Source organism: Shigella sp. FC1567 (assembly GCF_001743015.1).
Lineage (GTDB): Bacteria > Pseudomonadota > Gammaproteobacteria > Enterobacterales > Enterobacteriaceae > Escherichia > Escherichia coli.
This window is the reverse complement of the sequence record NZ_MIIV01000263.1, coordinates 1-1,581: the sequence shown is the minus strand read 5'-3', so window position 1 is coordinate 1,581 and position 1,581 is coordinate 1. Positions and strand designations below refer to the sequence as shown.

General features: G+C 47.4%; 2 protein-coding genes and 2 pseudogenes. 2 read left to right on the top strand and 2 right to left on the bottom strand.

All coding sequences use genetic code 11. The annotated features are described in order from the left end of the window. Both BHE85_RS15185 and tnpA read left to right on the top strand, forming a co-directional pair. Positions 1-306, top strand: a 306-nt coding sequence (locus BHE85_RS15185; protein ID WP_032232747.1) for an integrase core domain-containing protein, incomplete at its 5' end; no start/stop codon positions are given. A 41-nt stretch (positions 307-347) separates the two neighbouring features. After that, positions 348-716: pseudogene (gene tnpA, locus BHE85_RS15180) on the top strand (IS200/IS605 family transposase); the annotation flags it as partial. Positions 717-733: 17 nt separating this feature from the next. Here tnpA and BHE85_RS15175 read toward each other — a convergent pair. Next, positions 734-1,303: pseudogene (locus BHE85_RS15175) on the bottom strand (DUF3313 domain-containing protein); the annotation flags it as partial. 17 nt (positions 1,304-1,320) lie between these two features. Further along, a partial coding sequence (locus tag BHE85_RS15170; protein ID WP_000317683.1) for an IS1 family transposase occupies positions 1,321-1,581 on the bottom strand: 261 nt, incomplete at its 5' end.

The following is a 1,581-nucleotide window of genomic DNA, read 5'->3' as shown; positions in this document are numbered from 1 at the left end:
AAAGGTTCTCAGTATGTATCGCTGGCCTACACACAGCGGCTTAAGGAAGCCGGATTACTGGCATCAACAGGAAGTACAGGCGACTCGTATGACAACGCGATGGCGGAGAGCATCAATGGTCTTTACAAAGCGGAGGTAATACACCGTAAGAGCTGGAAAAACCGTGCAGAAGTGGAACTGGCCACACTCACGTGGGTGGACTGGTATAATAATCGACGATTGCTGGAAAGGCTGGGCCACATCCCTCCGGCAGAAGCAGAAAAAGCTTATTATGCTTCTATCGGAAACGATGATCTGGCAGCCTGAGTTCACAGATAAAACATTCTCCAGGAAACTTGGGGCGGTTCACTTACTTTTCAAATGTATGTGCTTATTTTGAAGCTGAACTGGTTGAAATGGATGGCGAACCAGATCACGTCCATTTGTTAATTAACTAACCTCCCAAACTGGCGATATCCAGTCTGGTAAACAGCCTCAAAGGCGTATCGGGTAGGTTACTGCGACGAGATCGACCAGATATTGCAGTCAGGTATTACTACAAAGGCGTTTTGTGGAGTCCTGGCTATTTTGCCAGTAGCTGCGGAGGTGCGCCAATATCCGTCATCCGCCAATACATTGAACAACAGCAAACACCTGGTCAGGTGGAAAACCGCGCCTTATATCCCCGCCCTGAAGGATGGGGTTTTACGGCGCACCGGATAAAAAGCGCCATCTAACGATGGCGCGTCTGGAACTACTTTTTGTTAACGTCAAACATGGTGGCATCGGTCGCCATGTCATCAATAACTTGTTTAATATTTTCGAAAGCCATTGGCGTACTTTCGTTATTCAGGTCTTTACCTTAGCCCTGACGAACGACTTTGATAACCGGTTTATTAGTCGCTGCATCAATCAGCTCACCTTCAAAATAGAGGCGAGTATCCATGGTACGGTGACCTGTAGCCATTTGCGTCCCCGCAACCACTAATGCAACAGGAACCACTTCATAGAATTGCAGCCCTTCTTTGCTGGTATCTACACCGGTAATGGCCCCACGGAAAATCAGACTACGCGGCCCAGCGGTGGTAACCAGTGGTTTACGCTGCGCTATCGCTTCTTTCATTTCGGTGTTGGTATAGTTCAAAATTTTATCCAGAACTTTCTGCCCTACCTGGGTAGAAGGTTTTGGCACCGGATAATAAGTGATTGGGTTCCAGACGATGCTGTCATATTTGCTTTGATCAAAACTCGGGTCTACCCAACGTAAAACAGGTTTACCTGTTGCTGAGGTTGTTTCTTTTAAATCAGAGTAATTGTTTAAAAAACGGTAATGACTCCAACTTACTGATAGTGTTTTATGTTCAGATAATGCCCGATGACCTTGTCATGCAGCTCCACCGATTTTGAGAACGACAGTGACTTCCGTCCCAGCCTTGCCAGATGTTGTCTCAGATTCAGATTATGTCGCTCAATGCGCTGAGTGTAACGCTTGCTGATAACGTGCAGCTTTCCCTTCAGGCGTGATTCATACAGCGGCCAGCCATCCGTCATCCATACCACGACCTCAAAGGCCGACAGCAGGCTCAGAAGACGCTCCAGTGT